Here is a 25499-nt window from a genome sequence, read left to right as displayed (position 1 = left end):
TGTTGATTTTCGTTTGTTGTTTTCGTTTCTTAACCCGGCGGCCTGCCGGGTATCTCTGCACGCGGCCGCGGCCGAGGACGCCGCGGATAGTCGTTGATCTCAGGCGCGAGGATCACCGGCGGCGGATTGACGGGCACGTCCATCTGCGGCGGCAGCGGCGCCGATTGGGCGCCCCAGCTCTGGTGATAGCTCTCGGGCGGCTTGGGCAATTTGCGGTTCGCGGGTGGCTCGACCTCGAGCCGGCCGTAGCCGGGCCGCAGGCCCAGCGTCGGGTAGTAGTGGCCGACGTCCGTGGGCTGGCGCTCGGCGACATAGCGCCCGCCATAGATGGTGGGCTGCACCTGGACGTTCTTCCCCAAGCCCCAGGTCCCCTCGACCACGGCATAGGACGCGTCGATGTTGTTGATGATGATGGGCACGCCCGGCCGACCGGGAACGACGATATCGAAGCCGCCGCCGGCAAACGCCGTCGCGGGCAGTCCGATCAGAAAGGCAGCAAGCGCTACAACGCGCATGAAGAAATCCCATTTATCCGGCGACAAACCTACCCGATGGCGACGCAGAGAGGGTTAAGGCCCTCTCACCAATTGCTGGTAAGCCTAATGTGTAAGGATTACGCGCCGCTCAAATGCTGCAAGGCGAACTAGCGAAGCATTAACGCCGCCGGACCCAGCAGTCCGGAACCATGGGGCGTGCTCACTTCCGTTTGACTGTGGCTGACAAAAATCCGCCGGTTTCAGCGGAACGTCCGGCGTCTTCGGCGTTTAGCCCCCGTCAACAAAATGGGAGCCAACAATCATGAATATCAAACTTCTCGGAGCCACGGCGATTGCGGCGACCCTGGTGACGGGCTCTGCCATGGCGCAGGCCGTGATCACCAATCCCGGCCGCTGCGCGGCGCAATTCCCCAACGCCAACTGCCAGAACGTCGGACCGGGAAATCCGTACACAGATAGCGGCTATCGGCATCGTCGCGTGTCCTATCGCCAGACCAACAACGGCGATTGGAATAACGACTGGAACAGGAGCCGCACCGGCTTCTGGCCGACCGACGTCGCCGCCGGCGCGGTCGGAGCAGCCGCTGGCGTGGCCGGCGCGGCCATCGGGACTGCGGGCGCGATCGCAACCGCCCCGTTCCGTGCCACGAACGACGCCTACGCCTACGACAATGGCTGGGATAATTCGTGGAATAATTCTTGGGACAACCGCGGCTGGGACACCCGCACCTACGCCCAGCGCAACGGCTTCGTCTGCACGCCCGGCACCTGGTTCAAGGGCCAAGACGGCCGTCGCCACATCTGCCAGTAAGGCGCTTTGAACCGAACGCGATAGATCAGGCGGCCTTCGGGCCGCCTGATTCATGTCTGGATCGGGGGATCGCGGGTTCTGGCACTTTCCGGTCAAGTCTGGTATTGCGGCGCACGGGCGGACAGCCCCGGCAAACGCCGGCCCTGCCCCGCTTCTCCAGGCGTCGCCGGCTTAGCTCAGCGGTAGAGCAGCGGTTTTGTAAACCGAAGGTCGGGGGTTCAATCCCCTCAGCCGGCACCACCGATTTAGCCGACACCGCGGCCTTATAGATCGGGGCACTCCTCAGTCGGACGACGGCTACAATCGATTTCCAAGGCAATCACGTCAGAGTTTTCCGAGCGACCGTTACACTCAACTCGAGCAGCGGGTGCTTCTCGTTCCTGACTGTAATGAGGACCTGCGCCCCCTTTGCCGACGCGACGTCTCTGGCAATCGAGGTCGCCATTGCGATCGCCTCTTTTTCGGCGGCTTCCGGGCCGGGCAAATCCACCCCATCCTCATCGACCGCAGTGAAAAAGTCGTCCTTGATGTCGAAGTAGAACTTCATGGCTCAGAGCGACGGATTGAGATGCAGATAAAGCACGTCGAAGTCTGCTATTTCGCGCAACCTGGCTTCATCAAGGATCGATATTCTTCCCCGCTCCAGGTCCAACACGCGCTGAGCACGCAACTGCTGAACGACGCGATTCATGTGAACCACACTGGTGCCGACGGCGTCGGCGAGGAGTGCCTGAGAGGCCGGAAAATCGAAGGACAAGCCGTCCGCTCGGCCGATCGCCTTCAATCTGGTGTAAAGCTCAAGCACGAGATGTGCCACGCGGCTCGTGGCTTCGCGTTGACCAACGTTGCAAATCCACTCCCGGAAGATCGCGGCGTCGGTCAGTGTATCGCGCCAAAGCGCTTCGGCCACGTTGGGCCGCTTTCTTATAAGTGAGCGCACCGCTGCATGCGGAATGAAGCCGAGAACGCTATCGCCAAGCGTGCTGACGTCATGGTCCATCACATGCAGAAAGAGCCCCTGCAGATCGGGAATGTCGCCGGGTTGGTGAAAGGCCATGATTTGGCGGTGGCCATTGCCGACGATCTTTGATCTCAGGATAAAGCCATCAACGACAAGGCAGCATGCGGAAGGTCGATCTCCGAGAGAAACGACCGGTTGACCGCCAGCCATCCGCTTCACCGTGATTGGCAGATGACGGATAGCGACCTCGTCCTCTTCGTCAATTTCGGTGCTAACCCGCAACCGCGCCAAGAAAGGTTCGAAAATTTCAGCGTTATTCATCGTTTACTCCGATCGGCAAACGAGTTTTTGTCACGTTCGTTCCAACCCGGGATCGCCAGCTATTGTCTCACGCGAAGCAGAGGGACTGCCGCAAATTCCAACCCTCGGCGGAACCAGACGGGAACGGCGTCAATTCATCTCGCCGCGAAGCCTTGGCGCGAAGTTTGACGCGCAACTCTCACTTCGAATGCTTCGGTGCGCTGCTTTGCTGGAAGTGCTCAGCGCCCGGTATTTCCACCCAGTCATGTTTCGACTGTTCGAAAACCGAGCGGATGGGCGCCGGGTAGTTCGGAAGCCCGATCGCGCCAACGGCAACGCCGATCATCGCAGGCAGATTGTCCGCCTTCCAATAGACCGTCGAACCGCACTCGGGGCAAAAATGGCTGCGGACCTTACCGCCGCTTGCGGCTGTCCGGACGTACTCCTTCGACGTTCCCGAGATCGTGACGCCCTCCGCCGGATAGAACGCACCGACGCCGAACGGCGCGCCCGTTCGACGCTGGCAGTCGACGCAATGACAGGCGACGACGAGGCTGGAAGGTCCTGGAAGCGACAGCGCGAGAGCGCCGCACCTGCATTCGGCATCGATCATCGGGATTCACTCCTCCCTCGTTGGTCCTGCTGTTCGGATGGAGCGCAGCGCGATCCCGCTACAATTGATCGAGCCGCCACAGCCCGAGGCTCTTGTCGCGCCAGCCGCCACCGCCCTCTTCGCAACGCTCGTTGATCAGCGCGCGCGGTGCCGGCCAATCGAACGGTGCCTTCTCCATGTTCAGCGCCCGCCAGTCGCCGTCCTCGCAATCGCGATTGCCGTCCCATTCGGGGAACGTCGTGACCAGCAGGAAATGCGCGCCGCTGGCGCGAAAGTTCGCGATGGCGCGAACGATGTTGTCGAAGCTCAAATGCACCAGGCAGTCCCGGCACAGAACGATATCCGCGCGCGGCAGTGCATCGCGCGTGATGTCGGCAACGAGAAACCGGCCCGACAACTCGCCGGCCGCGACGCGCTGGCGATTGGCTTCGATCAATGACGGCACGATGTCGATGCCGGTGTAGTCGAGATCCAGCTTCATGCGGCCGATCCAGCCCGCGTCCCCGCAGGGCGCGTCGAGCAGCGAGCGCGCGCCGATCCGTTGCAACAGCGGAGGAAGCACCTTGCGGACGGCGGCGGTCGCGGGATCCTCCGAGCCGAGGCCCGACACCGAGGTCGCCGCACCCCACAGGTTCGTCTTTTCGATGCGCTCGAACCGCGCGGCCAGATCGAGGCCCGCGAAATTATCGCGGTCGGCGACGAACCGCTCATGGGCGAGCACGGGTGGACGTTTGGAGATCATGGACGAGATGTGAATTCCGGCGCAGCCGCACTATACAGGCAAAGCGAGCGGTCCGAAACGGTCCGCAAGCGAACCTGCTTACGTCATCGGTCGTGTCTCGCCCCCATGCGCCCCACCACAGCCAAAGAGAAGGCCAGGATCGCCGCCGGCGCGGCGGCGGCCGTCGTCATGACGGCCGTGTTGTTTGCGATCGCAATGGGATTTCTGCTGGCGCGATGAGTGCGCAGCGCGATCGACGAAAGCCGCCGCGCTGACTCAGGCGGTGCGCACCGTGCGGAGGAATTTTCCGACTTCGTCCTTCAGCCGGTTGCTGTCGGTCGCCAGCATCTTGGCGGTGGAAAGCACCTGCGAGGAGGCCGAGCCGGTCTCGGCCGCACCGCGCTGCACGTCGGCGATGTTGGTGGAGACCTGCTGGGTGCCGTGGGCGGCCTGCTGCACGTTGCGCGAGATCTCCTGGGTCGCGGCGCCCTGCTCCTCGACGGCCGCGGCAATGGTCGACGACACCTCCGAGAGCCGCTCGATCGTCGTGGAGATGTCGCGGATCGCGTTGACGGATTCCTGGGTCGCGGTCTGGATGCCGGAAATCTGCTGGCTGATCTCGCCGGTCGCCTTGGCCGTCTGCTCGGCCAGCGTCTTCACCTCGGCGGCGACCACGGCGAAGCCGCGGCCGGCCTCGCCGGCACGTGCCGCCTCGATCGTGGCGTTGAGCGCCAGGAGGTTGGTCTGGCCGGCAATGGTGTTGATCAGCTCGACGACGTCGCCGATGCGCGTCGCCGCAACCGAGAGCTCGCTGACGCGCACCGTCGTGGTGCGGGCCTGGGTGACGGCCTCGCCAGCCATCCGTGCGGATTCCTGCACCTGGCGGCTGATCTCGTTGACCGAGGAGGACAGCTCCTCCGTGGCGGTCGCAACCGACTGCACGTTGCTGGTGGCTTCACCCGAGGCGACCGCGACGACCGAGGTGAGCTCCTGCGCACGCTGCGCGGTGGTGGCCAACGTCGAGGACGACGCTTCGAGCTCGGTGGACGCCGAGCCTACTGTCTCGATGATCTCGCCGACCGCGCGCTCAAAGCCGTCGGCAAGGTTGACCATATCGCGCTTGCGCTGATCGGAGGCCTGCTTCTCCACTTCGACCTGCGAAGCCTTGAGGCGCTCGACCTCGATCCCGTTGGTTTTGAAGATTTCGACCGTCCTGGCCATGTCGCCGATCTCGTCGCGGCGGTCCGTCTCAGGCACCTCGGTCTTGAGATCGTTGCGGGCAAGGCCCTCCATGGCGAGCTTGAGGCGGGCAATCGGCCGTGACATCGCATTAAGGCCGATGAACAGCGCGATCGCGATCCCCAGGATCAGGCCGCCGGCGCTGACGCCGATCACGGTCCAGGTCGCGGATCTGGCATCGCGGTTGATGGCGTCCTTGCGCTTGGCGACCGCCTGTGCGGTCTCACCCACGAACTGGGCAATGCGCCCCAGGGCCGCATCCATCACCGGGTCGCACTCCTTGTGCGCGCGTTCGGATGCCTTGGCGTTCTCTTCCGGGCTGCTTGCGAGTGAGCCTGCCTTCAGCACCGGATCGCAGCCGGCGAACACGGCTTTCAACTGGTCGCCGATGCTCTTGATCTGGCTCGCGCGCGCGGGATCGTCCTGCTCGGCTGCCTCGAGGTATTGGCGGATCTCGTCGCGGTTCTGGGTCGCGGTCTTGAGACGGTTGGCGTTGCCCGCCTCCGTCGCCTCGGTGAAGACCGCATAGAGCGCTGCATGATAGGTCTCCGCGCGGCGCTGGGCCCGCGTCAGGTTGAGCGCTGAGGATTGTGCTGCGGAAAGCTCGGCGAAGCCGTCGACCGTTGCCGAGAGCTCGCGCGTGCCGAAGCCCGCGACGGCGACCATGGCAAAGCCCATCACGGCGACGATCAGCGCGACCTTCCACACGATTTTCAGATTGTTCAAAACGCTCATTGCAGCCGCCCCAGTGATTTTCTGCCGATGCATATTCCCAGCACCGTGCATTGGAACCAGCTGACGTTAAGATTTGATGCCAAATGTTCCGGGTAGTCTTACGGAAAACTAACTATTTGGGCTTCCGCCGTAAGCTTGGTGTAAGCTTCAGCCTATTCCGGGGTGTGAGCCGGGCTTGGAAAACCGGAACCGGTCGGTGGCATCGTCCGTTGTCGGCCCATGCGGATCAGGGAAGAAAACCGAAACATGTTTCTGCTGGCGACGGTGACGCTGTGCTGTAGCGCCTTGGCTGGAGCAATTGCGCTGTTCGAACCGGCTCCGGCAAAGCAGCAGGCCCAACGGGCAATAATCGATGTGACCGCTCCGACGCCGGTTCGGGTGGTCGGGGCTCCGTTCGAGCCCAACCTCAATCCGCGGGAGCGTTAGCCCTCACCCCGGCGAGACGTCGGCGCCCTCCTCGGGACGGCGTTTGGCGCGGGCCAACTCCTCAACGAACGCGATCACCTCCGCCCGTTTGTCGGGCGGCAGCGACAGGAACGCGCGGACGAGCCTCAAGCCCTCAGCTTCGGCTGAATGGTCTGCTTTGACATCCATTCCCCACTGTCGGGCGGCCGGGAAAAATATGCAATCCCCTACCCAACACCTTCTTGATTCGGCCGGCCAGCTTTGCTGGAATGCCCCCGACAGGGGTGCACCATGAAGTGGATCACGGAACGCGACGCGCTGATCGCGCAGACAATGGCCTTCGTCCAATCGGTAACCGGCAAAAAGGATAACTTGCATCCACCGGAGATCCCGATGGCGACAGTGGCCGCGTCAGTGCAGATCGTCCCCGTCAACACCGCCGTCGAGAGCAAGCCACTTCCGCCCCAACCCTTGCCTCTCCCATCGCAGCGCGCGGCGAGCCACGACGTCCGCACCGAGATGCAGGCCCGCATCGCCAATTTCCGCAAGCATCAGGAGCGGTTCGAGCGCGAGCGCGAGGAGTATTGCGCGGCCACCCTGACCAAACTGCGCGCCGCCATTCGGGACGCCTCCCCCCGGCCACCGGCTGAAAAGTAGAGCCGGGGCCTCCCGTCGCGGGCTACAGCCAGGACCACACCAGCCAGAGATTGGCCGCGCAGGCCCCGAACAGGGCCAGCGTGAGGGGCAGCAGCATGTGCCCGCAAGAGGTTTTCAGGTCGGTCGTCATGACCGAAAACATCCCCTGATTCCGCCAAATGAGTCCCGGGGATTCTTTTTTTCGGGATTCAGGACTCGTTAAGGACTCAGGCCCCGGCGACCCCGATCACGGCCGCGTGATCGACCGGCAATCGGAACCCCTCCCCCGCAAAGTCGTTAACGCGCTTTCCGGGAGCGGGAAGAATGCCCTACGCCCTGTTCTGCAACGACGCCCAGATCAGCAAGGCCTATCCTGATGAGTCCGACGTCTGGAGGCTCGCGCAGCGAAGTGGCCTCGTCGTGGACGTAATCGCGGATGACAACCGCCCCGGGCCACGCCGGGTGCTCGACAACGATTACGAGATCAAGCCGTGCCGGGCCGCACAGGGCGAGGACCCGGCCCGGAACAAGGCCGAGGCCGATCGCCAGGCGAGGATGGAGCTCGAGCTGAATTCCTGAAGACGGATCAAGGATGGGAAGCCGGAGCTCAGGAAAAGCTCAGGGCGTCGCGGTCGCGAGCGAGGCCTGCTCGCCCGCCAGAGCCACGCAGGCCTTCCGGCGATGCAGCCCACGGATCGCGCCTGTGACCTTCAGCACCTTGCCGGAGGAGCACGAGGCGTCCTTGACGAAGGCCACCTCGTAGGGTGCCAGCATCAGAGGCTCGGATTTGAGGATTGTTTGGGCAGCGCACGGCAAACTGACGAAGCACGAGAGCACCACAGCCGACACCAAGATACGCATGTCCGTCGTCCCACCAGCCCGGTAATTCTCATATAACGCGTTCCGGCGCGCGAGTTCCCTAAGCTGCAAAAATTATTTTTGCTTTACCCGAGCTCCATGACGCGCGTGAGAAAGCGCGCGACAAAACGTTTGCCTGCAAATGACGCGCCAGATGGTTGACGCAATGCAAACAGAAGGCTGGCAACCAGAGCCCGGCAAACGAAAGGCCGGCGGGAGCCGGCCTTTGTCAGATCGTGATCGTTGGTGGCGCGTCAGTAGCGCGAGGCTGCCGGACCGCCCCAGCCGAAGCGATAGTTCACGCCGACCTTGACGGTATGCTCGTCCTCCCGGCCGCGGACGCCCACGACGTCAGCCGGACCGGAGGTGATCGTCGTGCTGCCGAAGTTGTAGTACTGGTACTCGGCCTTGGCCGACCAGTTCGGCGCGAACATATATTCGAGGCCAGCGCCGACAGTGTAGCCGTCCTTGCTGTTCCCGGTCGCGGTGAAGGGCTGCGACACGCCGGCGACATTCACGCCAAGACCGCCATTGCGCCAGGCATAACCGCCCTTGGCGTAAAGCAGCGCCGGTCCCCAGGTGTAGCCGATGCGACCGGTCACCGAGCCGAGCTGGTCGGTATTGGAGGTCACCTGCGTGCCCAGCGGGAACGTGGCACCGCCGTTGTTGGTCGGCAGCCAGGAATACTGCGCCTCGATACCCATGACCCAATTGGGCGCGAACTGGTAGTCGAAGCCGCCCTGGACACCGCCGAGGAAGCGCGCGTCGCTCGACTGGAAGCTGCTGTCGCCGGCAAAGGCGCCGCCGACATGGCCGCCGATGTAGAAGCCGGTCCAGTTGTAGATCACCTGCGGCGGCGTGTAGGCCGGAGCCTTGGTGTAGGTGCGCGCCTGCATGTCGGCTGCGGCAGCCGGCGCGGCCAGCGCAAGCAGGGCAACCGCACCCAGCAAAATCCTTTTCATGATCATCCCCGTTCTTTCAAATTCGACACTCAGGAAACAACGTGGCGTGAATTGGGTTGCTTCGCGGCGATGCCGGAACGTTGATCGTTCGTTACTGTGACGGAGCGGCAACAGCGCGATTTTGTTCCGTCCCGCAGGCTCATACCGACGGTTTTTTCCGCTGGAAAACAGAACCTGCCGTAGCGATTGGTCGCAAAACAAAACCACTCCGTTCAAGGCTCCCCGAAATGTGATCCGGCAGCTCCGGTTGGCTCTGTCCTATCACCAAGCGATGAAGGTGGGCTTTGCGCTACCGCGTCATCTTTTCAAGTTCCGGAAAGGGTACGTAAACCGCGCCCGCGCACAGCTCGCTGGCGCGGTCGACGACGCGGTCCGCCCGGCCGTTGACGAAAATCACGGCGCGTTCCCTCATGGCCTTGTAGGTGCCGTCGGTCTCGCGTGGGGTGAAGTGCAGGCAGCTGACGTAGAACTGCCGACCGCCGACCTCGCGCTGCACCGGCTCGGCCATGCTGGCGTCACGCACGCCGACGGGGTTGTTCAGATAGCTGCGCATCAAGGCCAGCGTGTCGCCGCGGAAATTATCCGGGAACGGTTGTGGACCTCCGGCCTGGGTCCCGTCCATCAGAGTCGGACGGTCACCGTCGCTGCCGAAGCATCCCGTGAGCGCCAGCGGCAGTGCCAGCATCAACGCCAAGCTCACTGCGCGTTCCGCTAGTCGCCGCACCGCTTACGCTCTCCGCTCGATCAGTCTCGGAGACGTTCCAGCCCCAAGGTTGCAATGATGCATGTCTACAGGTGTTTTGCCCGACGAGTCAAACGGCTTCGTAAAATCCGCAGATGAGCCACCGATCAAACCATTGATTTATCTACGACCGGCTACTGTGCATGGGGTTGTTTTCGAGGTTTTGTTTGCGGCCGCCAAACGTGGGACGTTGCTCGCGGGCTTCAGCATGGCCGTACCGGCCCGCCGCCAGCACCTCGAGCTTTCGCGCGAGGCGTGACGAACGGGCCGGGCCTGAATTCCTCACGCGGCGGCTGGGCAATGCTAGAACGCCGCCGCGCAGGATCAGTCGTTAGCTGCGCTTCTCCATCGTCGCCGGCTTGGTCACGTCCGGCTGCGTCGTCAGCGACTTCTTCGCTGAGAGATGCTTGTGGTGGTGGCGATGCGTGCGCACGGTCTTGTGCGCGTCCGGCGTGACCGCGGCGTTGGCGTTCATCGGCTTCGACTTGGCATCCACCTTGGCGTCGGCCTTGACGTCCGAAGCCTTGACATCCGAAGTCTTGGCATCGGCCTTGAGGCCGGCGTCGGGTTTCGCGGCGGTGGTGGACACCTTGGTCTGGGCCTGGTCCGCCTTGATCACCGGCGTGGTCGTGGTGGTCTTGCCGGTCTCGGCTGCGAAGGCCGGGGCTGCGATCACGGAAGCTGCAAGCAAGGCTGCGGAAATGGTCTTCAACATGGTTGGTCTCCTCTTGGAAGGATCTTGAGGCGGGCGCCCTCTCGCCAACCCTTTGATCGTAGGTTGGAGCCTAGGGGACGCGCACTGAACCCAATCTGAAGCCCGCCGCAGGCTCCCGTTCATCTGGATGACAAGTTTGTCATCTGCCCGCAGGGCGAATAGACCAGGATGCCGGGAATGTTTTTGCCTGATGGGTGTTCCGGTCTTTGGGCAATCGTGTAGGATCGCCACGTTCCATACGGGAGAACTTAGATGCGAAAACTCTCAACGCTTCTTGTGCCGGGACTTGTCGCCATGACATTGGCGGCCGGGCCGGCTCTGACCAGCGCCTATGCCGCAGGTGGCGACACCCCCTCGTCGCCGCCGGCCTCGGACACCTCGACCAAAAAGGGCAAGAAGAAGAGCTCCTCCGTCAACGATCCGAAATTCCTTGCTGCCTATCGCACCGCCTACACCACGATCTACGACAATCACGACTACACTGGCGCGATCGGCCAGCTGAAGTCGCTCAAGCGCGACGACGTCGCCGACGTCGCCAATCTGATCGGCTACTCCTATCGCAAGCTCGGCGACTACCAATCGTCGAAGGTCTATTACGAGCTGGCGCTGAAGGACGATCCGAACCACGTCCGCACCTGGCAGTATTACGGCCTCTGGCAGCTCGAGCAGGGCAACCGCGAGCAGGCGCAGTATCACCTGAACAAGCTCGCCTCGCTCGCCGGCACCGACAGCTCCGAATATCGTTCGCTCGCCACCGCGCTCGACAAGCCGACCGGAGCGACTCTCGTCTATTAAGAACATCGCATCTCCGAATGGGACGAACGGGCACAACCTCAGGGTTGTGCCCGTTCTGCGTTCTCGGCTAGCTTGCCCACCAATCTTCCCCTCGCAAATCGGTGCGCAATGGACAATCGGCTGCGATCCGCAATCGAGTACATCGGCTCCTGGATCGAATTCCAGCACACCACAATCCAGCAGCCGGGCGTGATCGTCGCATTCGCCCATCGCGGCGAAATCGTCGCCGAGCACGCGTTCGGCCTCGCCAATCTCGACACCGGCGAGAAGCTCACCCCGCGCCACCGCTTCCGCATCGCCTCGCATTCGAAGAGCTTTACCTCGGCCGGCATCATGAAGCTGCGCGAGCAGCGCAAGCTCCGGCTCGACGATCCCATCGGCCAATATGTCGCCGGCCTGCATCCGCGCGTCGCCGGAACGACGATTGCGCAAGTGCTCTCGCACAGCGCAGGACTGACGCGCGACGGCGCCGATTCCGGCCAGTTCATCGACAGCCGTCCCTATCTCGACGCTAGCGAGCTGCTCGCGGAATTGAAGCTGCCGACCGCGATCGAGCCGGGCACACGCTTCAAATATTCCAACCACGGCTTTGGGCTGATCGGTCTCGTCATCGAAGCCGTGACCAAGGAGCCTTACCGCACCTGGATCAAGCGCGAGATCATCGAACCTGCGGACCTGCGCGAGACCGAGCCGGACGCGCCGCTTCCCAAGGGCGCGTCGTTCGCGCGCGGCCACACCCGCAAGCTGCCGTATGGGGAGCGATGCGTGATCCCCGGCGACAATCCCGCGCACGCGATGGCCTCCGCCGCCGGCTTCATCGCGACCGCCGCCGATACCGCCCGCTTCTACGCACAGCTCGCGCCCAATGCGAAAAAGAGCATGCTATCGGTCGCGAGCCGCCGCGAGATGACGCGAAACCATTGGCGCGTCCGCAAAGCTTCGAGGCCTACTACGGCCTCGGCGTCAACGCCGGCAAAACCGACGGCTGGGATTGGTTCGGCCATGGCGGCGGCTTTCAAGGTTACATCTCGCGGACCTGCTGCATCCCCGCTTGCGAGCTCGCGATCAGCATCCTCAGCAACTCCATCGACGGCGCGGCGCCGTTCTGGATGGACGGCGCGATGCAGATCCTGCGCGTCTTCCAGACCCGTGGCGCACCCGACCGGCGCGTGCGCGACTGGACCGGTCGCTGGTGGACGATCTGGGGCGCGAACGACCTCGTGCCGTCGGCAACCGCGTGCTGGTCGCCAATCCCCAGTTCAACAACCCGTTCATGGACGCCGCCGAGATCGAGGTCACCGGCCGCGACACCGGCAAGCTCGCCTGGGCCGCCGGCTACTCCAGCCATGGCGAGCCGGTGCGCCGCGTCCGCAACAAGCGTGGCAAGGTCAGCGACGTCTGGATCGCGGGCGCCAACATCAAGCCTGCGGCCGTCGTAGCCCGCGAGATCGCGCGGAGATACAAGCCGCGCAAGCGACGGCCTACTCCCGAATGAGCGTCTCGACCTCGCTCCGAAGCGCCTGTCGCGAGCCGTCGCGCGAATAGAACATGTGGCCGCCGGGATAGACCACGAACTTGACACGCTGTGTTGCGAAGGCCGGCAACTGGTCGAGCACCCGCTTCGATCCGAAATAGGGCGTGGCGAGATCGAACAGGCCGTGCGCGACCAGCACGTTCAGCTTCGCATCCGTGGCGAGGATCTGGCGCAGCTCGGAGACCGACTGCGGCGGGTTGATGCCGCGGCCGAAATCCCAGTGACCCTCGACGGCGCCGTTCAACACCTCGTAGGAGCCATCGGGCCGCCAATTGAGCTTGTGTGTCAACAGGTCAACCGCGGCACTCGTCAGCGGCGCCTGCAGCGCATCGCCGGAGGGATCACCGAACCGCGAGCTGCTCGAATCCGGATAGGGATCGAAGCCGCGGACCGAGCCATCGTAGCGTCCCGTGATCTTGCCGTTCTTGCGGTCGAATTCTCGGCGGAATTCGCCGACGTCGAAGCGGCCGGCAAGCCGGCGGCTCACCGCCTGGTCGATGCCGGTGAGCTCGGCGACCTTGTCGGCAAGACGATTGGTCGCCTCCTTGTCCGCCTCGCCCTTGACGAGGTCGGCCAGGAATTCGCCGCGCGCGTAAGCCTCGACGTCGGCGAGATCGGCGCGCTTGACCGGGCCTTTCGCCTCGCGCGTCACCGCGACATAGCTCGGCAGCGTCGCGACATATTGCAGGAGGCTGGTGCCGGTGAACTCGCGGAAGTCCAGGAGCGGCGACACCAGGATCAATCCCCTGACGCCGACGCCGTGCTGGAGCTGCAACTGGCGCACTACCTTCGGCCCGCGAATGCCGCCATAGCTTTCGCCGGCGACGTATTTCGGCGAGGTCAGCCGGTCGTGCTTCTCGAGCCAGCGGCGGATCACGAGCGCGATCGAATTGACGTCACCGTCAACGGAGTAGAACGATTTGCGCGCGTCATCGCCGGTCGCGACGAACCGGCTATAGCCAGTGCTGACGGGATCGATAAAGACGAGATCGGTGAAATCGAGCCAGGTCTCCGCGTTCGGCTTCACCTCGGGCGAGGCGGACGGCGACAGGGCTTCGCCATCGAGCGGCAGCCGCCACGGCCCCGCCGCGCCGAACTGGAGCCATGCCGAGGACGCACCGGGCCCGCCATTGAACAGGAACGTCACAGGGCGCGTCGCACGGTCGGCGCCGTCGAGCTCATAGGATGTATAGGCGATGTCGGCCAGCGGCTCGCCCTTGCCGTCGAACACGCGGATCGATCCGGCGGTCGCTGCGAAATTGAGGGTGCGGCCGGGAAGATCGATCGTCTGCTTCGTGGTCGAATCCGACGGAAGACGGTGCGGCTCGGCGGATGACGATGCATTCTGCGACGCGCTTTGTGCGCCGCCGCGCCCGCCCTTCTGTCCGGCCGCTGCCGCCGCCTCGGCGCGCGGCTGCGGCGGATCGTCGGCGCGCGCAAATCCTGCGAGCGCGAATGCCGACACCACCAGCACCAGGGTCGCGCGGCGGAGCGCCGGCATATTCGTGGCCATGATCGTTCTCCCTGCCCGGCGTCGACCGCCGGTGCGGACCGCAAGGCTAGCGCGGAATTGCGACGGTTTGGGGGATCATGGCTCCAGCGGCGCCTGAAGAGCCCGGTTGGGCACAAATCGAGCCGGTTTCGTCCTCAAATCGGAATGGGCAGTTGCCGGTCTGGTGTGAAGGGCGGTCATCCTCGACAATCGGGGTCGAGATCGTTAGACGAGCCCGGCGGAACTTTCTCCAGCCAGCGGCCCTGCCCGAAGCCATGACCAAGCCAGCGCGATACGACCGGATCGCCTTCGTCGCCAGCCCGAGCAGCGAGGCGCAAGCCGCCTTCGGCCAGCTCACCAGAGACTTCGGCAATTGCGATCCGAAGGACGCCGACATCGTGGTCGCGCTCGGCGGCGACGGGCTCATGCTCCAGACGCTGCATCAGCACATGCATACGGGCAAGCCGATCTACGGCATGCACCGCGGCACCGTCGGCTTCCTGATGAACGAGTACTCGACCGTCGATCTTCGGGCCCGTCTCGAGGCCGCGCAGGAATCCGAGATCCACCCGCTCCTGATGCGCGCGACCGACGCCAACGACCGCGTTCACCTGCATCACGCCATCAACGAGGTCGCCCTGTTCCGGCAGACCTACCAGGCCGCGCGCCTGCGGATCCTGATCGACGAGCGCGAGCGCATGTCCGAGCTGATCGCCGACGGCATCATGGTGGCAACGCCGGCCGGCTCGACCGCCTACAATCTGTCCGCCCAGGGACCGATCCTGCCGATCAACGCTGCGCTGCTGGCGCTGACACCGATCAGCGCCTTCCGCCCGCGACGCTGGCGCGGCGCGCTGCTACCGAACACGGCTTATGTCGTGATCGAGGTGCTGGAGGGCGACAAGCGCCCCGTGGCGGCGGTCGCCGACCACGACGAGGTGCGCGACGTCCGCCGCGTCGAGGTGCTGTCCGACAGGACCATCTCAATGCGCATGCTGTTCGACCCCGGTCACAGCCTGGAAGAGCGCATTCTGCGCGAACAGTTCGGCTCCTGAGCCGCCTCGCCGGACTGCCGATCGCAACCCTTCATTAACCCCCGGCGAGATATGGTTAACGAAAGTTGACCGCTCCGGCCCGGGCTCCATGTTCCGCATCGATTTCAACAAGCTGCGTTTCCTCGTCTGCGACGACAATCCGCACATGCGCCGCATCCTGCGGACACTGCTGCATTCCTTTGGCGCGCGTGAAGTCTACGAGGCCGAGGACGGCGCCACGGCGCTGGAAATGTACAGCCATTACGTGCCCGACATCGTCATCACCGACTGGGCGATGCCGATCTTCGACGGGCTCGAACTGGCGCAGATGATCCGGCAGCCGGAATCCAAGGGCAATCCTTACGCGCCGATCATCATGCTGACCGGCCATTCCGAGAAGCGCCGCGTCACAGTGGCGCGCGATGCCGGCGTCACCGAATTCCTGGCCAAGCCGATCTCGGCCAAGGGGCTCTACCAGCGCATCCTCAACGTGGTCGCCAGTCCCCGACCCTTCATCAAGACCAAGACCTATTTCGGCCCGGACCGGCGCCGCAACATCACCTCCGCCTATATGGGTCCCGAGCGCCGCGTCGGCGAAAAGCACGAGGTGCTGCAGCAGCCCTCGCTGCTCGACAAGGCCCGCTCCTCCATCTAGCGCAACGTCTCTCACGATCGAGGCCGAATATCATGGCGAAGAACAGCGCAAGAGACATCGAGATCACGGCCTTCGCCACGCATCAAATCATCACGCAGCCCAACCCGCTGCGGTCGGTCCTGCGCCGTGTCGAAGAGAAGGACATGGACGATCCGGTCGGCCGGGCCGAGCAGGCGCTCGCGGGCCTCGCCGGCGAGTTCAAGGACTGGATGGCGACCGAGATCAACCGGCTGTCGGCCGCCTACGTCGCCATCCGGCACGACGGCTTCACCAAGGACAGGCGCGACGAGTTGTTTCGCGCCGCGCACGACATCAAGGGCGATGCCGCGACCTTCGGCTATCCGGCGGCGGCCGGCGTAGCCGAGAGCCTGTGCCGTGTCATCGAGCACGCGCCCGATCTGGAAAAGGTGCCGGCCGAGCTGTTCACGCACCACATCAACGCCATCCTCGCCATCGTGCACGAGAACACCAAGCTCGACAGCATCAGCGTCTCCGCCGAGCTCAGCCGGCGCCTGCGCAAGGTCGCCGACGACTATCTCGCCGACGCCAACCGCGATCGCCCCGAGCATCTCGAGGTGATCCTGGCGCCGAGCATCGCGCCGGCGGGGTAAGGGCTCGCCTCTCTCCTCTCGTCATTGCGAGCGCGGCGAAGCAATCCAGACTGTCCCCGCGGTGGGATTCTGGATTGCTTCGCTGCGCTCGCAATGACGGAGTTTGCGGTTTAGACCTGCCCTATCTCGGATATCGAATTAGGCCGCGATCAGATCGTCATAGACAGGATCAACCATCTCCTCCGCGACCAGCTCGTCGCAGAACAGCCTTGCCTCTTCGCGCGCGGACTCGGTGGCGAAGCGGCGCAGCAGGACCATCAGCGGCTCGGTCGCGCCGCGGTCGGTCTCGCAATGGGTGAGCACGCGCTCGACCATGCGGCGGCGCAGCCGCACCGCATTGTCGTCGCTGTCGACGAAGCCTTGCTCGTGGCAGGCATCGAGCGCGACCTGGAAGGCCGCAAACGTCGCCTCGGGAAGCCCGGCGCGCCGGAGCAGCGCCTGCAGGCTATTGCCGCCGCGATCGTGCAGCAGCGCGGACACGCGCGCCAGCGGCAGCTCGGCGAGCTCAGCCAGCGCCGCATCGAACAGGTCCAGATTGCTCGACAGCAGCGCGCGCAGTATGAGACCCGCTGTGAGCTGGCCGGTGATGCGCAGGTGCCGAACAAGACCTTCCATGTCTTCGCCGCGTGAGCGCGCCGCGATATTCATGGTGGAGCGGTCGCGCGCCTCGGTCGCGATCCGCTCGGCGCGGTCGGCACTCAGCCAGTTCCGAGCCACGACGAATTGAGCCAGTGTCTCCGAGAGTTTTGCCACCAGCGCAGCGCGCGTGGCGGACGGCAGATCCTCCAGCACCAGCATCGCCTCGCGGATCGCGGCGAGATGGCCGTGACGCTCGACGATGCGATCCCAGGAGAATGGCGCAAGCTCGGCATGAGGATTTTCGATCAGCTCGAGCGCTGCCGCCGCGCAGCCGACTTCGGCAATGGCGGCGCAGACCGATACCGGCAGCGCGATGCGGCGCGCGACCGCGCACTGCACCTCGTCGTTGCCGGTCGCGACGATGTCGACGAGATCGGCGTCGATCAGCAGCGGAGAATGTTCGAGCACGGGCAGCGCGACGGTCGGCTGGTCCGCCGACAGCGCCCGCACGATCGACGCCGGCGCCTCGGTGCTGCGCGCAAACGCCTCGGCCATCGCCTGCCGCACCAGCGGCGAGGGATCGTCGAGCAGCATCAGAAGCGCGCCTTCAGCGGCAATACGGTCGTCATGGGAAAGGTCTGAGATCAGCCAGGCCCGGGCCAGCGCCCGCGTCGCCTCGGCCCGCTCGCCAGCGGGCGCCGTCCTGATCCAATTGATGAACTGCCGAACAATCATGGTGCTTCCGGCTTACGCAACGAAGACGAAGCGGTGACGGCTTGTCACCTGCAACACAAAATAAACCACGACGCTTAACAAAGCGTTCACCATAACTGGCTGGTTTTATTGACGTTTTGTTAAGGGAACAAAGGCGGCCCGTTCACGCGCGGGGACCTGCGCAGCAGCGTTCACGCTGCGACGTGTCCGAGACACGGGCGTGCGTATTAGCTTGAGAACGTTCCGCTGCGATCGCTGAAGAGATCAAGCGGCTGCGGCGGCCGGACGTCGGGCGTTGCCGATGCGACCGAGGTCGCTGGTGCGACCGAGGTCGCGGGTGCGACCGAGGTGAGCGAGGCATTGTTGCCCCACAATTTCTGCACGGTCGTCGAGACCGGCTGGGTGGTGTCGCCAGGCTGATAGATCGAGCGAAACACCGGCGTGCCCGGTGCATTGTCCGCGACCGTCATTGGCGCTGTCGCGCTGACCGGCGTCACCGCGCGTGTGTTCGGAAAGGTCTGGAGATACGCAGCATTGTCGATCAGCGGCGCGGCAGGCTGTACGCCGTTCGCGCTCGCGACCTGCGTGGTCGATGGCGTGCCGCCATACATCGCCATCGCGCTGCGGGTGGTTTTCGAATTTGCCGCGCCGGCGTAGCGCGCATCCAGCACCGAATAGACCTCGGAGACGCTGCGCGCGCGGCCGTCCTTGGCATAGAAGATCGAGCGATTGGCGGACGCAGCGTTAGGGAACAACCGCGCGCCGACCGCTTGCGGATTGTCCTCGGCATTCGCGATCAGTTTCGCGGCGCCGCCGACGCCCATGAAATGCGCCATGTAGAGTTCGCTGTCGGACGGCCTGCGGCCGAGCAGGCCGGTGAGCTTGAAGCTGTTCGACTGCGTCAGCGCGGCCGCCATGCTGGAGGCGGCCTCCGGATCGTCACGCAGCTTCATGATCGACCGCTTCATCGCGGGATCATCGACGGTGTAGGAGCCTGACGACGTCCTGGTGATGGCGTCGGAATAATTGCCATAGCCGAGCTGGGTGCCCGCTTCCTTCACCGTGCCGAGCCAGGTCTGGTCGATGAACTGGTAGAGCCCGTGCGCCGATGACGTCGTCGCCCCGGCTGTGGGATCGAAACCAGATTCCATCTTGGCGGTGGTCAGCATGTATTGGAAGCTGACGCCAGCGACGTTCGAGGCCTGCTTGATCGCACCGGCGACGCGTGCCCGCGACGGATCGAGAACCGCCGTCTGAGAGGCACTGGAATTGTCGACCGACATGATGAAGTGCCCGCACCGCACGGCGTTGAGTGCGCCGGCAATTCAGCGCCCTGTCGTCTCACCGTGGGACAGGTATGGTTAATGCGGGGTTAATTCGGATCGCCAGCTCCGCCCTGCGCGTGACGGCAGGACTACTTCTTGTACACCGCGTCCGGATCGAACAGCCTGTCCGCATCGACGAAGAGGAGCGTGGCGCCGCCGTCTTCGGCCTCGACCTTGCGGTAGAAGCAGGACCGGCGGCCGGTGTGACACGCCGCGCCGATCTGCTCGACGCGGAGCCAGATTGCATCCTGATCGCAATCGGTGCGGATCTCGACCACGCGCTGGGTCTGACCCGAGGTCTCACCTTTTCGCCACAAGGCCTTGCGCGAGCGGCTGAAGTACCAGGCCTCGCCGGTCGCAATGGTCTTGCGCAGCGCCTCGTCGTTCATGTGCGCGACCATCAGCACGTCGCCGGTGGCGACGTCGGTCGCGACGACGGTCACGAGCCCGGCCGCGTCGAACCTGGGAAGGAAGGCGAGACCTTCCTCGGTTTCATGGGAGTGAGCGGACACAATGCCCTCGCCGGTCTATTCGCGAGGTCAGCGCTGCAGGCCTCGCACCAGGGACAGAAAACGAGCCTGCTCCGCCGGATTGTCGCGGAACATGCCGGTGAAGCGGCTGGTGAAGGTGGAGGCGCCATGCTTGGCGACGCCGCGCACCGACATGCAGGTATGCTCGGCCTCGATCAGCACGGCAACGCCGCGCGGCTTGAGGATCTCGTCGATCGCCGCCGCGATCTGCGCGGTCATGTGCTCCTGGGTCTGGAGCCGGCGGGCGAAGATGTCGGTGAGGCGCGCAAGCTTCGACAGGCCGACCACGCGTTCCACCGGCGTATAGGCGATGTGCGCCTTGCCGTAGAACGGCATCATGTGATGCTCGCATTGCGAGGTGAACTCGATGTCGCGCACAAGGACGAAATCATCATAGCCGGCGGTCTCGCCGAAGGTGCGATCGAGCACCTCGGCCGGGCATTGGTGGTAGCCCTGATAAAGTTCGTCGAAAGCCTCGACCACGCGGCGCGGCGTGTCGAGCAAGCCCTCGCGGTTGGTGTTCTCGCCGATATAGGCGAGCAGCGTCTTCACCGCCTGCTCGGCCTCGGCGCGCGCAGGGCGCGGCTGGTCGGCGCGGACGGCGGCGGCGAGGAATTCGGAAGGATCAAGCTCCGCCGGACGGCCATCGGGCTGCCGGTCGGAGGGCTTGTTGGGGCGGATGGATTTGATGGTAGCGTCCATGTCTACTCCGTTCGACGGCCTTGCGGCCGGAGTGTCACCGGCAGACGGGGCGGCGAGCCGCCGGACGCCTGAGAGAACAGTTTCGGCGAAAAGGTCTTCAAATTAACGCCGGCAGCACGGTTCTGGATCACACCACTGCTGCAGCGCTGGACTGTTTTTCCGCCAGTTCCGACCCTATATAGGGCCGTGGACGGCGCACGCCAAGGCCGATCCTGCTGGACTCCATCACATGCTGAACGACATTTATAACAAGCGGATCATCGAACTGGCCGGGAATATTCCGCGGCTCGGACGGTTGTCGGATCCCGATGCCACCGCCACCGCCCACTCCAAGCTGTGCGGCTCGACCGTCAAGATCGACCTCAAGATGGAGGGCGATAAGGTCACCGACTTCGCCCACGACGTGAAGGCCTGCGCGCTGGGACAAGCTTCTTCATCCATCATGGCAAGTCAGATCGTCGGATCGACTGCGAGCGAACTCCGTGAGTTACGCGAAACTGTTCGCAAGATGCTGAAGGAGAACGGCGCGCCTCCTGAAGGCAAATGGGCAGAGATCAAGTTCCTCGAGCCGGTCCGCGACTACAAGGCGCGCCACGCCTCGACGCTCCTGACCTTCGATGCCGTGGTCGATGCCATCGGCCAGATCGAGGCGAAAGCGAAGCAGCCGGCTGCGGCGCAAGGCTGAGTCCGGAAGCCGATCCGGGCTCGTCGGTGGGCCCGGGAAATGAAACAGAAATTCGAGGCTACTTCTGCGCCGCCGCAACCGGCGTGGCGACGCCGCCCGTCGGCACCAGGGCTTCCGCCGTCTTGGTCGACTTGGCGGGCTGCGCCGGTTCTGCACCGAACCTTGCCTGGGTCTTCGGTGCAAGCTCCGCCATTGCCGGCGCGGAGATGTCGACATGCGGCAGCACGTCGGCCACGAGATCCGTCGTCACAAGATTGGTGAGCTGGAGCTCGCCTGCATCGAGCTCGTGCAAATCTTCCCAGGGCGGGACGCTAAGCGCGAGCGACAGCAGATCGCCGGCACCGCCCATGTCGAACGTGTATTTGGCGAGCCGGCCGATGTCGCGCTCCACGATCATCAGGTCCTGCGCGCTGTAGCTCGCTGCCTTGGCATCGTCGGCGCGATCGCCCATCCAGATCTGGTGGACCCGGACATGGGCCGCTTCCGGCACGTAGCGCTTCTTGCCGGCCAGCAACAGGAACACGCACATGGATTCGCAATAGGCCTCAGGCGCGACCGCCGGACGGGCCGACTGCCCACTACGGTTCTGAAGGCTGATGCCGACCGTGGTCAGAAGTCCGAGATTGCGGAAGCGCCGGCCGAGCGTGATCGCGTCGTTGACGGAACCACCGCTGGAATCGAGCACCACGGTGGCGCCGCCGAGCTGGCGTCCGCGGGAAAAATCTTCGAAGTCCCTCGGCGTATCGGCCGTGATGATGCCGACCGCACTGACCCACCCGCGGCAATTCGGCTCGCAGGCGACCCAATTGAACTTCATCGGCAGCTTGCGCTCTTCGAGGGCAACACCGGCCCGAGCCGACGACCCGAGCGTCGCGACGGCGCCAGCCAACACGACTCCACAAGCAGCGGTTCCCACCAGCAACCAGCCGCGAAGTTTGAGCGCCTTCAGAAGTTTCAAACTGGTCCCTTCCCCAAGTCCCAAGCTTTAGCCCAAGCCTTACGGCGAGCCGACTCAGCCAAGCCCCGTTCTGACGTTCCAATGAGTCTCACATGAACGTCACAAAAATGGTATCCGGGGGAATACAGCTCGTCCATAGGCACTTGCTGCACTGCTCCCAAAAAGCATGCAAAATATGACGCACAAACAACAGGTTACAGTTCCCTGCGTCGGAACCGCGCAGAACCTCGCCCACGATCTCAGCAAAGCGCCCATGAAGCAATCAACTTGCGAGCACTGTTTCAATCCCGTCGTGGGCGCGCGCCGGCTTCCACGCAGATTCGGCCGCGCGCTGATCTGGCTCTACCGCCACACGCTCTCGCCGCTGGTTGGCTACAATTGCCGGCACCTGCCGACCTGCTCGGTCTATGGCGACGAGGCGATCGAAAGATTCGGGCTGTGGGCCGGCGGCTGGATGACGCTGGCGCGCCTGCTCCGTTGCAACCCGTTCGGCACCTCGGGAATCGACAACGTGCCCCTCACCACACCGCAAGCTTCGCGCTGGTATCTGCCTTGGCGCTACGGCCGCTGGCGCGGCGTCAACGCACCCTGAGCATGATGCGGCGCCTCACCCGTCGCTGCCTTGAGTGGAACCGAAACTCTTTCCTCGCATTGAGGTGATGCTCCTGCGGGAGGAAACAACAATGCGCTGGAAAATCAGCCCTCATTTTCACTTCAGGTCTGGACGGGATTCGCGAGCTGGTTCGCGAGGCCACGATCCCAGAACCCTCGACATGCTCGCTATCATCGGCCTGCTTGTGCTTGTCGTCGGCTCGGGCTGGTATCTAGCGACGAGCACTGCCACGCCGCCCAGTACGACGGCGTTCATCGTGCCGAGCCAGAGCGTGCACTGGTAATCAGCGGGACCAGAAAAAGCGTCCGGGCGGCGGCGGGACCGGCTCGGGCGGACGTGGCCGCTTCGGACGCGGCGGTTTCGGCGGCGGCTCGGCGGACGAGGTGGTCTCCGCGCCCGGCGCCGTCTCGCTTCCCGGCACCTTCACCGACAGCAGCAAGTTCGACTCGTGCATCCGCCAGCGGTAACCGACGCCGAAGTCGATCGGCTGGGCGCGCGTGAACAATGCAGTGTAGCGCTCCTGATAGCGGCCGGGAAATTCGCCGATGGGTCCGAGATAGCGACCGAACGGGAAGAACCGCCATTGCCGCGTATTGTAGCTCGAAAGCGGAATGCCGGAATCGTCCTGGACGATGGTCGCGCTGTTGGCCAGCAACCAATCGCGCGCGACGGTAAAGTTGCCGGAGTGCAGCAGATAGGACGCACTCTTGATCAGGCTGTTGCCGGGGCCGAGCGTCTCGCAGAACTTCAGGAAGCCGGCGGCGCGTGCACCCGAATTGGAGAGATCGGTCGAGAAATAGTACAGCGTGCGCGCCTCGCCGTCGGGGCCTGCAAAGGTGATGCGGGCGCCGCGCGTCGCGTTCGGCCCTGGATTGTCGTTGCCGACATGCACGCCGCCCTTGTCGTCGAGTGCGACCATCTCGACATTGCGGATGGTCTTGCCGGAGCGGACGAGGAAAACATAGAGGATCGGCAAGGTGCCGTTGACCTGGTTGGTGTGCAGGTCGACCTTCATTTGCTTGGTGATGAAGAAGGAAAAACTCAGGATCGAGCCGAGCGAGCGCTCGACATTGTAGAGCGCGGCGCCGACCGAGCCGCGCGGCAATCGCGTCAGGTCAGCCACCGCACCGACCGGCTCCAGCGCGCCAAGCACGTAAGTGCTGGCCTTGGGATAGAAGGCGTCGGCATAGAGGAAGTCGGGACCGCTGAACAAATAAAACATGGTCGGCCTGGGCGCCGCCAGATTGACGTCGGCCCAGTTGCGGATCTTCGAGAGCTGGCGCTGCTCGAGCTGGGCGAAGGCGCCGTCGAAGAACTTTGCGTGGCGCTGCCAACCCGAGTCCTTTGTGAGCGGCACCAGCGGCGAATCCGCCGAAGGCTGCATGCCCGCGAGGAAGCGCGCGGTGTCGTCGAAAGTCGCCTCGGCAGCACGTGCGGACGAGACGGCCGCAGCCACCAAGGCGAGAGCGACGGCCGCAATTCTCATGGGTCGAAACATGTCTATTCGCAATGTCATGAAGTGCCAGCGGCGACCGGCCGCCTGCGGAAAACAGCATAAATCAACAGGCCCGAGAGCATGACGAGCATCCCCGACAGCGATTGCACGGGCCGCTCGGTCAACAAATAGTACATCATGAAGGCGGTCACGAGCAGGAAAACGAGCGGCGTGAACGGGTATCCCCAGGCACGATAGGGCCGCGGCAAATCGGGATCGGTGATACGCAGCTTGATGACGCCGGCGACCGTGAAGAACGAGCAGAACAAGAGCGCGAACTGGATGAAGTCGAGCACGGCCTCGAAACTGCGGGTGAACAGCAGCAGATTGGCGACGGCGAGCTGAAACAGGATGGCATAGGCCGGCGCGCCGCGGACCGATCTCTGCGAGAACACGCGCAGCGCCGGAATGTCCTCCCCCATCGTCATCATCACGCGCGGGCCGATCCACATCATCGCGCTGATCGATGAGATCAGGCCGAAGCAGATCATCGCGCCGACGATTCGGCCGCCGAGATTACCGAAGATCGCACTGCCGGCGACGCTGGCGACGTCGAGCTGACCCGCGAGCGCGCCGACCGGGGTCGAATGGAGAAACACCGCATTCAGCGCGACGTACAGCACGAGCACGATCAGCGTGCCCGCGAGCAGCGCGCGCGGCAGGTCGCGCTGCGGCATGTTCATCTCGCCGATGATGTAGGTCGCGGCATTCCAGCCCGAGAACGAATACATCACGAACACGAGCCCGATCGCGAAAGGCGCGCTGACGATGTGCGCGAGATCGCCGGCCTGCGGCGTGAAGGCGATCGGCTGCGGCACGCCGACGATGAAGCCGGCAACCAGGAAGGCAACGATCAGCACGACCTTCAGGATGGTCGAGATCAATTGGAAGGTCGAGGAGTGCCTGACGCCGGTCAGTTGCACGAGCGAGACCAGCCACACCACGGCGATGGCAAGCGGGATCGGCGGCACACCGGGCACGACCGATTTGGCGTATTCGCCGAACGCCATCGCGGCGAGCGCGACGGGTGCTGCAAAACCAACCGTTGCCGACACCCAGCCGGCGAGAAAGCCGAAGGCGGGATGATAGGCACGGCCGAGAAAATTGTATTCGCCGCTCGAGCGCGGAAACATCGCGCCGAGCTCGCTGTAGGAGAATACCCCGCACAGCGCGACGATGCCGCCGACGGTCCACAGCAGGAGGATCGAGAAGCCCGAGGGGATGTCCTTGACCTGGAAGCCGAGGCTGGTGAAGACGCCGACCCCGATCATGTCGGCCACGACGATGGCGGTCGCGACCAGAACGGAGACCCCCGACCCGCTTCCGGTCAGCCGGCCGGTCCAGGGTGCAGTACCCGCATCTGATGCCGTCATCGCCGTCCTCAACCTCAGGCGTCACGCCTCGTGGGAAGCATCGTGCAGCTCGGTCCAGTCAATTCAAGCAGGGTTAACAAGGGTTAAATGAGGCGGGGCCACTTCGGTACTCTAGCACCATTAATCCACGATCCGGGCAATAAAGCTTCGTAAACACCGGGACATCCCGCTCCCGTCCCCCACAATCAGGACACGATTGCGTGGTCCCC

Annotated in this window: 31 protein-coding genes, 1 tRNA gene and 1 pseudogene; 14 read left to right on the top strand and 19 right to left on the bottom strand. The window is 64.1% G+C overall.

From position 1 onward, the window contains the following. Positions 1 to 29 precede the first annotated feature (29 nt). A complete protein-coding gene (locus IVB40_RS14220; RefSeq protein ID WP_027567569.1) occupies positions 30 to 515 on the bottom strand; it encodes a hypothetical protein in 486 nt (161 codons plus the stop codon). 283 nt (positions 516 to 798) lie between these two features. Between IVB40_RS14220 and IVB40_RS14215 the strand changes: the two genes are divergently transcribed. Continuing rightward, the gene (locus IVB40_RS14215) at positions 799 to 1308 is read left to right on the top strand and encodes a hypothetical protein (RefSeq protein ID WP_035961364.1); all 510 of its coding nucleotides are present in this window, start codon (positions 799 to 801) and stop codon (positions 1306 to 1308) included. A 165-nt stretch (positions 1309 to 1473) separates the two neighbouring features. Continuing rightward, positions 1474 to 1548 (top strand) — tRNA-Thr (locus tag IVB40_RS14210). Positions 1549 to 1627: 79 nt separating this feature from the next. On the opposite strand, the gene IVB40_RS14205 is transcribed toward IVB40_RS14210, so the two are convergent. The 5 genes from IVB40_RS14205 to IVB40_RS14185 form a co-directional block, all read right to left on the bottom strand. Beyond that, entirely contained in the window at positions 1628 to 1855 is a 228-nt protein-coding gene (locus IVB40_RS14205) for a hypothetical protein (protein ID WP_247819141.1), read from the bottom strand. A gap of 3 nt (positions 1856 to 1858) precedes the next feature. Then, positions 1859 to 2590, bottom strand: a complete 732-nt coding sequence (locus IVB40_RS14200; RefSeq protein ID WP_027568433.1) for a Crp/Fnr family transcriptional regulator — start codon at positions 2588 to 2590, stop codon at positions 1859 to 1861. 178 nt (positions 2591 to 2768) lie between these two features. Then, on the bottom strand, positions 2769 to 3182 hold the full coding sequence (locus IVB40_RS14195) for a GFA family protein (protein WP_247819140.1): 414 nt from the start codon (positions 3180 to 3182) through the stop codon (positions 2769 to 2771). Between the two features lie 58 nt (positions 3183 to 3240). Beyond that, positions 3241 to 3924, bottom strand: a complete 684-nt coding sequence (locus tag IVB40_RS14190; RefSeq protein WP_247819139.1) for a class I SAM-dependent methyltransferase — start codon at positions 3922 to 3924, stop codon at positions 3241 to 3243. A 255-nt stretch (positions 3925 to 4179) separates the two neighbouring features. Beyond that, positions 4180 to 5877, bottom strand: coding sequence for a HAMP domain-containing methyl-accepting chemotaxis protein (locus IVB40_RS14185; protein WP_247362130.1), 1698 nt, complete (start codon positions 5875 to 5877; stop codon positions 4180 to 4182). Between the two features lie 246 nt (positions 5878 to 6123). Between IVB40_RS14185 and IVB40_RS14180 the strand changes: the two genes are divergently transcribed. Beyond that, on the top strand, positions 6124 to 6303 hold the full coding sequence (locus tag IVB40_RS14180; RefSeq protein WP_247437754.1) for a hypothetical protein: 180 nt from the start codon (positions 6124 to 6126) through the stop codon (positions 6301 to 6303). Positions 6304 to 6306: 3 nt separating this feature from the next. Here the strand turns inward: IVB40_RS14180 and IVB40_RS14175 are convergent, their stop codons facing one another. Then, positions 6307 to 6471 carry a hypothetical protein gene (locus IVB40_RS14175; protein WP_197031174.1) on the bottom strand — a complete coding sequence of 55 codons (165 nt, stop codon included), beginning with the start codon at positions 6469 to 6471 and terminating at the stop codon, positions 6307 to 6309. Between the two features lie 102 nt (positions 6472 to 6573). On the opposite strand from IVB40_RS14175, the gene IVB40_RS14170 reads away from it, so the two are divergent. Beyond that, on the top strand, positions 6574 to 6939 hold the full coding sequence (locus IVB40_RS14170) for a hypothetical protein (protein ID WP_247819138.1): 366 nt from the start codon (positions 6574 to 6576) through the stop codon (positions 6937 to 6939). A 303-nt stretch (positions 6940 to 7242) separates the two neighbouring features. Further along, entirely contained in the window at positions 7243 to 7497 is a 255-nt protein-coding gene (locus IVB40_RS14165; RefSeq protein ID WP_247287099.1) for a hypothetical protein, read from the top strand. 39 nt (positions 7498 to 7536) lie between these two features. On the opposite strand, the gene IVB40_RS35895 is transcribed toward IVB40_RS14165, so the two are convergent. From IVB40_RS35895 to IVB40_RS14150, 3 genes are all read right to left on the bottom strand, one after another. Then, positions 7537 to 7779 (bottom strand): hypothetical protein, encoded by a 243-nt coding sequence (locus IVB40_RS35895; protein ID WP_018455389.1) that lies wholly within the window; start codon positions 7777 to 7779, stop codon positions 7537 to 7539. A gap of 251 nt (positions 7780 to 8030) precedes the next feature. Next, entirely contained in the window at positions 8031 to 8738 is a 708-nt protein-coding gene (locus IVB40_RS14155; protein WP_247819137.1) for an outer membrane protein, read from the bottom strand. A 289-nt stretch (positions 8739 to 9027) separates the two neighbouring features. Continuing rightward, complete coding sequence (locus IVB40_RS14150) at positions 9028 to 9423, bottom strand: hypothetical protein (protein ID WP_035961651.1); 396 nt, start codon at positions 9421 to 9423, stop codon at positions 9028 to 9030. Positions 9424 to 9523: 100 nt separating this feature from the next. Between IVB40_RS14150 and IVB40_RS14145 the strand changes: the two genes are divergently transcribed. Then, positions 9524 to 9739 (top strand): hypothetical protein, encoded by a 216-nt coding sequence (locus IVB40_RS14145; RefSeq protein WP_247819136.1) that lies wholly within the window; start codon positions 9524 to 9526, stop codon positions 9737 to 9739. A gap of 72 nt (positions 9740 to 9811) precedes the next feature. On the opposite strand, the gene IVB40_RS14140 is transcribed toward IVB40_RS14145, so the two are convergent. Then, on the bottom strand, positions 9812 to 10195 hold the full coding sequence (locus tag IVB40_RS14140; protein ID WP_247819135.1) for a hypothetical protein: 384 nt from the start codon (positions 10193 to 10195) through the stop codon (positions 9812 to 9814). Positions 10196 to 10447: 252 nt separating this feature from the next. Between IVB40_RS14140 and IVB40_RS14135 the strand changes: the two genes are divergently transcribed. Together IVB40_RS14135 and IVB40_RS14130 are read left to right on the top strand one after the other, a co-directional pair. Further along, positions 10448 to 10990: a tetratricopeptide repeat protein gene (locus IVB40_RS14135; protein ID WP_027568442.1), complete on the top strand. Its 543-nt coding sequence runs from the start codon at positions 10448 to 10450 to the stop codon at positions 10988 to 10990. Between the two features lie 108 nt (positions 10991 to 11098). Beyond that, positions 11099 to 12485 (top strand): annotated as a pseudogene (locus tag IVB40_RS14130) (serine hydrolase domain-containing protein). Here the strand turns inward: IVB40_RS14130 and IVB40_RS14125 are convergent. Then, on the bottom strand, positions 12472 to 14037 hold the full coding sequence (locus IVB40_RS14125) for a peptidase S10 (protein WP_247819134.1): 1566 nt from the start codon (positions 14035 to 14037) through the stop codon (positions 12472 to 12474). The pseudogene IVB40_RS14130 and the gene IVB40_RS14125 sit on opposite strands and share 14 nt — an antisense overlap. A gap of 254 nt (positions 14038 to 14291) precedes the next feature. Between IVB40_RS14125 and IVB40_RS14120 the strand changes: the two genes are divergently transcribed. The 3 genes from IVB40_RS14120 to IVB40_RS14110 all read left to right on the top strand — a co-directional run bounded on the left by IVB40_RS14120 (position 14292) and on the right by IVB40_RS14110 (position 16316). Next, complete coding sequence (locus IVB40_RS14120; RefSeq protein ID WP_007602648.1) at positions 14292 to 15071, top strand: NAD kinase; 780 nt, start codon at positions 14292 to 14294, stop codon at positions 15069 to 15071. An 88-nt stretch (positions 15072 to 15159) separates the two neighbouring features. After that, positions 15160 to 15705 (top strand): response regulator, encoded by a 546-nt coding sequence (locus tag IVB40_RS14115; protein WP_027567831.1) that lies wholly within the window; start codon positions 15160 to 15162, stop codon positions 15703 to 15705. 32 nt (positions 15706 to 15737) lie between these two features. Next, positions 15738 to 16316 carry an Hpt domain-containing protein gene (locus IVB40_RS14110; protein ID WP_027567830.1) on the top strand — a complete coding sequence of 193 codons (579 nt, stop codon included), beginning with the start codon at positions 15738 to 15740 and terminating at the stop codon, positions 16314 to 16316. 138 nt (positions 16317 to 16454) lie between these two features. On the opposite strand, the gene IVB40_RS14105 is transcribed toward IVB40_RS14110, so the two are convergent. From IVB40_RS14105 to folE, 4 genes are all read right to left on the bottom strand, one after another. Continuing rightward, on the bottom strand, positions 16455 to 17630 hold the full coding sequence (locus IVB40_RS14105; RefSeq protein ID WP_247287111.1) for a DUF2336 domain-containing protein: 1176 nt from the start codon (positions 17628 to 17630) through the stop codon (positions 16455 to 16457). A 206-nt stretch (positions 17631 to 17836) separates the two neighbouring features. Then, on the bottom strand, positions 17837 to 18934 hold the full coding sequence (locus IVB40_RS14100) for a lytic transglycosylase domain-containing protein (RefSeq protein ID WP_247819541.1): 1098 nt from the start codon (positions 18932 to 18934) through the stop codon (positions 17837 to 17839). Between the two features lie 89 nt (positions 18935 to 19023). Beyond that, a complete protein-coding gene (gene hisI / locus IVB40_RS14095) occupies positions 19024 to 19446 on the bottom strand; it encodes a phosphoribosyl-AMP cyclohydrolase (protein WP_247437734.1) in 423 nt (140 codons plus the stop codon). 27 nt (positions 19447 to 19473) lie between these two features. Continuing rightward, complete coding sequence (folE, locus tag IVB40_RS14090) at positions 19474 to 20166, bottom strand: GTP cyclohydrolase I FolE (RefSeq protein ID WP_247287114.1); 693 nt, start codon at positions 20164 to 20166, stop codon at positions 19474 to 19476. Between the two features lie 229 nt (positions 20167 to 20395). Between folE and IVB40_RS14085 the strand changes: the two genes are divergently transcribed. Further along, positions 20396 to 20851, top strand: coding sequence for an iron-sulfur cluster assembly scaffold protein (locus tag IVB40_RS14085; RefSeq protein ID WP_247459305.1), 456 nt, complete (start codon positions 20396 to 20398; stop codon positions 20849 to 20851). 58 nt (positions 20852 to 20909) lie between these two features. Here IVB40_RS14085 and IVB40_RS14080 read toward each other — a convergent pair whose 3' ends face one another. Further along, positions 20910 to 21809 carry a hypothetical protein gene (locus IVB40_RS14080; RefSeq protein WP_247362163.1) on the bottom strand — a complete coding sequence of 300 codons (900 nt, stop codon included), beginning with the start codon at positions 21807 to 21809 and terminating at the stop codon, positions 20910 to 20912. Between the two features lie 253 nt (positions 21810 to 22062). Here IVB40_RS14080 and yidD point away from each other — a divergent pair, with 253 nt between their 5' ends. Continuing rightward, on the top strand, positions 22063 to 22401 hold the full coding sequence (yidD, locus tag IVB40_RS14075; protein WP_247362164.1) for a membrane protein insertion efficiency factor YidD: 339 nt from the start codon (positions 22063 to 22065) through the stop codon (positions 22399 to 22401). 91 nt (positions 22402 to 22492) lie between these two features. Beyond that, positions 22493 to 22705: a hypothetical protein gene (locus tag IVB40_RS14070; protein WP_247362168.1), complete on the top strand. Its 213-nt coding sequence runs from the start codon at positions 22493 to 22495 to the stop codon at positions 22703 to 22705. On the opposite strand, the gene IVB40_RS14065 is transcribed toward IVB40_RS14070, so the two are convergent. Together IVB40_RS14065 and IVB40_RS14060 are read right to left on the bottom strand one after the other, a co-directional pair. Beyond that, the gene (locus tag IVB40_RS14065) at positions 22706 to 23920 is read right to left on the bottom strand and encodes a hypothetical protein (RefSeq protein ID WP_247819133.1); all 1215 of its coding nucleotides are present in this window, start codon (positions 23918 to 23920) and stop codon (positions 22706 to 22708) included. It abuts the gene before it with no gap. 14 nt (positions 23921 to 23934) lie between these two features. Beyond that, entirely contained in the window at positions 23935 to 25290 is a 1356-nt protein-coding gene (locus IVB40_RS14060) for an amino acid permease (RefSeq protein WP_247819132.1), read from the bottom strand. Between the last annotated feature and the right edge of the window lie 209 nt (positions 25291 to 25499).

The organism is Bradyrhizobium sp. 40, from assembly GCF_023100925.1.
Classification (GTDB): domain Bacteria; phylum Pseudomonadota; class Alphaproteobacteria; order Rhizobiales; family Xanthobacteraceae; genus Bradyrhizobium.
The sequence above is the reverse complement of the archived record's forward strand: the minus strand, read 5'-3'. Positions and strand labels throughout refer to the sequence as shown.